The sequence below is a fragment of the Bartonella sp. LB28NMGDW genome, assembly GCF_042194435.1.
Lineage (GTDB): Bacteria > Pseudomonadota > Alphaproteobacteria > Rhizobiales > Rhizobiaceae > Bartonella > Bartonella grahamii.
In genome coordinates this window covers 1-5,141 of the sequence record NZ_JBHIMX010000035.1, presented here as the reverse complement: position 1 = coordinate 5,141, position 5,141 = coordinate 1, and the positions used below count along the sequence as shown (strand labels likewise).

Below are 5,141 nucleotides of genomic sequence, written 5' to 3'. Positions count from 1 at the left end.
GGAGAGACAATCCGTAATCTTATCGGTGCAACACAGCTTAGTGACGCCTCTACAAGATACCGTGCAACAGATAGAGCGATGTGTAACTCTGGAATTCCCATGGACCTTGATCAATGGCAGTCAATTGACAAAAACCCTAGAGAAACAAGCTTTAGAAGCTTATCAGACTGTTCAAAACTTACTTACCTTGAAAGCATCTGTTGAAGACATAGCAGAAGCTCTTGATGTGCTTGAAGGTGGTTTGACAATGCAAAAAGTTTCGAATGCAGAAGCGCGTGCAAAGGCTTATATCGCTGCTCTTAACGGCATTTCACTCTGGTCTTTATTGCAAGCCGTTAAAAATCTTATACGTGGTGAGGCAAAAGGCATGTCCACAACATTTGTGCCCTCATGCGCTGATCTGGCGCAGTATTGTCGCGATTTAGAAAGCAGGCTTTATGGTGTTGCTGAGAAGGTTTTTATAGCAGTTGAAAATACGCGTAACCTAGCTTTAGGAGGCAAGCGCATTTCATTCATGAGAATAGGCAAGCCTAGTGAAGAGCAACATAACAGTAGCAATTCTAAAGCGGCTTAAAACAGCAAAATAGTGAAAAGTGCTGATCATTTTACGATTAGATATGCATTTAAATCGACAAAAAGGTACCTTACAAAGCGATTTAAAGATTTTACGATGAAAAATATCCGTAATATAAAACGCTCTGTGCGGTCAAATTTTAGGTAAATAGACCAATTGGTAAAATTAGGATTAAAGCATGTTCATTTTTAAACATTTATTCTTAAAAAACCGTAAACAACCAATGCAAAAAGAGTTTGTTGCAACAGCTGTTGGTTATGTTCCTTGGGGGGACGGAGCAGAGGAGTATTTTTACAACCTCTACGAATATGAAGACGGTACAAGAGAGTGTGAAAAGTTTGATGGCGGACAGTATTACAAAACACCCAAGAATGCCGATTTTAGTACCAAAGCGCAAGTAAAAGCTTGGGTTTACGGTGGGAATATTCCGAAAAGCGTTCTCAATTACGAACCTCTTATAGACGAGATCAATAAAGAGATCAAAAAATTATCGAAAACCGCAGGAAATAAATATGTTTACAGATAAGCAGCTAAGAGCCTTGTTTGGTATTATAATTTTTATATTTTTATGCTTTCTAGGAATTAAAAAAAATCCCTATTTTATCCAAGGTATTTTGATATTTGCATCTTTTGGTTTGATAATAATAACAAATATTTTTGTAATTTTATGCAATTCTCATATTCCTTTTGAGTTGCAGAACAATCCAAAATACAAACGCGGCAATACAACAGGTTGGAAGACATTAACACGTGATTTACAACAGTATATGCACAGACTTTTAAAGCTAATAAGTTTAGCACTTGTCGTTTTAATTTTTCCAAATAGTTATAAGGAAACTGTTTCTTTGCCTATTTTTTCTAAGTACGTGGAGTATAAGCTTTCTTTTCCATTGGATACTGTACTTTGGTACTCAGATATTGCTCTTTGGTATTCTTTTTTAGTCTGTGTATTTTTCCTTATGTTACGTACACGCAGTTTAATAAACATATCTATTTACACACTACAGTGCTCAGTTAAAAACCAAAAGTAAAATTTCCGATTTTATAAAACTGTTCAGATTAAATGGCGTTGTCTCTTCTCAACGTTCATAGATGAAATCAACAAAAACATCAAAAAATCATTGAAAAAGGCGCGTAACAATGACTCATGTCTGCTCACCATTGAGATATCCAGGCGGTAAGGCTGCACTGTATGGAAAAATCAAAGAAATATTTGAGAAAAATGCATTAAATGGCTGTTCCTACAGAGAGCCATTTGCTGGCGGGTGCGGACTTGCTCTAAAGCTTCTTTTTAATGGTGATGTTAAAGATATTCACATTAACGATATTGATCTGTTCATTTGGAGCTTTTGGTATTGCGTTTTGCACAAGACAGAAGAATTAATAGAAAAAATCAATACAACGACCATTAACTTAGAAGAATGGTACATACAAAAAGAAATTTCTCCTGCAAGTGCAGATGTGCTTAGCGCAGGATTTGCAGCACTCTTTTTGAATCGCACAAATAGATCTGGAATTATTAAAAATGCTGGACCAATTGGAGGGAAAGGACAAAGCGGTGCCTATAAAATAGATTGCCGATTTAACAAAGAGAATATAATTGAACGCATTCTTCGCATAAGTGAACAAAAAGATAAAATACATTTAACTCGTTTAAATGCACGGGAATTTTTGCTGCGTTATGGAACTGATGAAAACACCTTTTTTTATATGGACCCTCCTTATTTTAAAAAAGGAAAAGGGCTTTACACTTCGTTTTACAAAGCTAATGATCATAATAATTTAGAGAATGTCATCTCCCAACATGTGACAGCGCCTTGGCTAATTACTTATGACAACGTTGAAGAAATTAAATTTTTGTATAGGCAATATCTCTCAATAGAATTTAGCTTACAATATTCTCTACAAGAGAAAAGGCAAGCTACCAAATTGATGATTTTTTCACCTAAAATCAAAGTACCTCAATTTTTAGAAAAGAATATAGGCTCGCTTCTCAAAGCAGCTTAATTGCAGATTTCATTAATAGGAGCTTTAATCACATGCTTACACCATTTGGCAAAACCTTACGTAAAATTCGTATTGATCGGACAGAACGTTTATTAGATATGGCTAATAAATTAGGCGTATCTATAGCATTTTTATCTTCTGTAGAAATTGGCAAAAAGCCTATACCTGCTGACATGGAAGAAAAGATCATTGAGAAATATGCTTTAGATGAAGAAACGGCTTCTATCTTGAGAAGAGAAGCAAATATTTGTCGTAAGAATTTTACAATGAACTCTTCTGACCCACTTAACCATGAAATTTCTAACACGTTTGTTAGAATGTTTAAGTCTCTTTCACAACAAGATCTGACAAAGTGCAAGGAACTCATGGAGAAAGTAGAAAAAAAACGGTGCTTGCAGAATAGAATACCTTGATCCCCTTATTTTATACACCGTAAACATAATTTTATATGTTAAAAAACAATAATATCCTTTTGAAATAATTGAATAAATATGCAAATTATGCTAAGATTTTTCATGTATAAATTGCTAATCTAATGGGGCTACAAATATGCTAAATAAAGTGACGTTAATCGGGCGCCTTGGTGCTAATCCCGAAAGCAAAACAATGAATTCTGGAGCAGAAATAGTCAATTTTAGTATAGCGACTTCTGAGAGCTATACAGATAAAAAAACCAATCAAAAAGTAGAGAAAACAGAATGGCATTCCGTTGTGATTTTTAATCCACATTTGGCAAAAATTGCACTTCAATATCTCAACAAAGGTTCAAAGGTTTACATAGAAGGAAAATTACAGACACGCAAATGGCAAGATAAAAATGGGCATGACCGTTATACAACAGAGATTGTCTTACCACAATTCAAAGGCGAGTTGTATTTGCTTGATGCAAAGAAAGATCAATCGGCATCCCCTACCCCTTCACCTATTACTTCTCAAAATTATGCTATCGCTTCAGGTGCTCAAGATTATAGAACAGCTCTTAACGATAGCGTCCCATTCTGATTGAAAAAATATGGCTAAAAGAAAAAAACATGCAAAACGTGGTCGTCCTCGAATTAAAGGGTGTATCAGAGAACCAAATGGACGCATCTCACGAGCAAAAACACCGCATGAACCCATGGATAAATTGGCAATTGAAATGCGTGCCAAACGCTTCTGCTTGACCATAGAAGAGGCTAAAAATCCGCTTTCCGGTACCTATATCGGGCGGCTTTATCTGCAAGGTGTGATTAATCAAGACCAATATGATGCTGCACAAAAATATCTTGAAGTGAGAAACAATTACCTATGTGCAAAAGGATTGCCTAATGCAATTTATGATAACTTTACTCCTCCATCAAATGAGGAGGCACAAAAACGGTGGATTGAAAGAGCAACTCATTGTTATGAAGTGACGAAAGAGGCTATCAAAGAAGCACAACACCTCTATAGACAGTATAATCTTTATGCTGCATTACAATATCTTGTTATAGAAGATCAATCGCTAACACATCTTGTTAGTTCTTTGCGTATTGTTCTTAATGCGCTTCATAAGCACTTTAGCCGTTAAAAAAGAATTGACATCAGATGAAAAATCATTAAAATGTGTATATATTTACACATCGTGAGTTTAGGGAATGGAACAAGATAGCCGAAAAATCATTGCAAAATTAAAGCGTGATGGCTTTGAACTTGTCAAAGTAAAAGGTTCTCATCATAAATTAAAAAAAGATGGTAAGGTTGTTATTGTTCCACATCCTAAAAAAAATCTTCCGATTGGTACAGCACGTTCTATCGCACAACAAGCAGGTTGGTTAAAAAAAGGAGAAGAAAAATGAAAAGATTTTTTGCTCTTGTTCATAAAGATGAAGATTCTGCTTTTGGTGTTCAGTTTCCTGATTTTGAGGGACTTTTTTCTGCTGCTGATGAGGAAGAAAATTTAATCGCAAACGCAACAGAAGCACTTCAACTTTATTGCGAAGATATAGATATAGTGCCTATTCCTTCAAAATTTGAGGAAGTCATCCAACGGGAATCTGTCAAAACAGCTTTGTCAGAAGGAGCTTTTTTAATACAAGTCCCCTTTATTGAAAATGATGCAGAAGTGGTACGTACGAATATATCTATTGAAAGAGGGCTTTTGCGTGCAATTGATGATTGTGCACAAGAAAGAGGTTTAACAAGATCTGCTTTTTTGGCAACAGCAGCGCGTCACGAGCTTAATATTTAGATTTTCTTCTTTTTTGGCTGTGTCAATACATACCTTTTTGTTTCTAAAAACACCATATTTAGGTAAAAAAATAAAAAAAATACAAGATCATGATTTTTTTGTTGACATAGTGTAAAAAATCGTATTTAATGACGACACGGCACTAGTCGTATTGTGTCTAAAATTCAAAAATATCCTCAAAAATTCAGTAAAATGTGAACTTGAAACGTGGCTAGAAAGCCCCGTTTTCTCGGTAATTCTGGTTAATCAATTTTTCACAGAATAAAAATCAATATTTGACTAATGATGTCATTAATTATGACTCAAAAGGAGCAATGATGAAAGCTGTCATCACTAAGCCAATGTGTGTTG

The 5,141-nt window shown here is 35.1% G+C and carries 9 protein-coding genes; all 9 read left to right on the top strand.

The genetic code is table 11. The features are described 5' to 3' along the window. On the top strand, window positions 1–574 hold a 574-nt coding region (locus ACFIKG_RS08500), incomplete at its 5' end, for a hypothetical protein (protein ID WP_375652112.1). Window positions 575–752: 178 nt separating this feature from the next. After that, window positions 753–1,100 (top strand): hypothetical protein, encoded by a 348-nt coding sequence (locus tag ACFIKG_RS08495; RefSeq protein ID WP_375649263.1) that lies wholly within the window; start codon window positions 753–755, stop codon window positions 1,098–1,100. After that, window positions 1,087–1,605 carry a hypothetical protein gene (locus ACFIKG_RS08490; protein WP_375652111.1) on the top strand — a complete coding sequence of 173 codons (519 nt, stop codon included), beginning with the start codon at window positions 1,087–1,089 and terminating at the stop codon, window positions 1,603–1,605. The genes ACFIKG_RS08495 and ACFIKG_RS08490 overlap by 14 nt, the downstream gene beginning before the upstream one ends. Window positions 1,606–1,714: 109 nt before the next feature. Continuing rightward, the gene (locus ACFIKG_RS08485) at window positions 1,715–2,581 is read left to right on the top strand and encodes a DNA adenine methylase (RefSeq protein ID WP_375627561.1); all 867 of its coding nucleotides are present in this window, start codon (window positions 1,715–1,717) and stop codon (window positions 2,579–2,581) included. 32 nt (window positions 2,582–2,613) lie between these two features. Next, on the top strand, window positions 2,614–2,994 hold the full coding sequence (locus ACFIKG_RS08480) for a helix-turn-helix transcriptional regulator (protein ID WP_015856258.1): 381 nt from the start codon (window positions 2,614–2,616) through the stop codon (window positions 2,992–2,994). Between the two features lie 136 nt (window positions 2,995–3,130). Next, complete coding sequence (gene ssb / locus ACFIKG_RS08475) at window positions 3,131–3,583, top strand: single-stranded DNA-binding protein (RefSeq protein ID WP_375620506.1); 453 nt, start codon at window positions 3,131–3,133, stop codon at window positions 3,581–3,583. Between the two features lie 10 nt (window positions 3,584–3,593). Continuing rightward, entirely contained in the window at window positions 3,594–4,130 is a 537-nt protein-coding gene (locus tag ACFIKG_RS08470; RefSeq protein ID WP_375627573.1) for a hypothetical protein, read from the top strand. Between the two features lie 67 nt (window positions 4,131–4,197). Next, window positions 4,198–4,398: a type II toxin-antitoxin system HicA family toxin gene (locus ACFIKG_RS08465; RefSeq protein ID WP_007553727.1), complete on the top strand. Its 201-nt coding sequence runs from the start codon at window positions 4,198–4,200 to the stop codon at window positions 4,396–4,398. Continuing rightward, a complete protein-coding gene (locus tag ACFIKG_RS08460) occupies window positions 4,395–4,790 on the top strand; it encodes a type II toxin-antitoxin system HicB family antitoxin (protein ID WP_005864994.1) in 396 nt (131 codons plus the stop codon). The genes ACFIKG_RS08465 and ACFIKG_RS08460 overlap by 4 nt, the downstream gene beginning before the upstream one ends. Window positions 4,791–5,141: the final 351 nt, after the last annotated feature.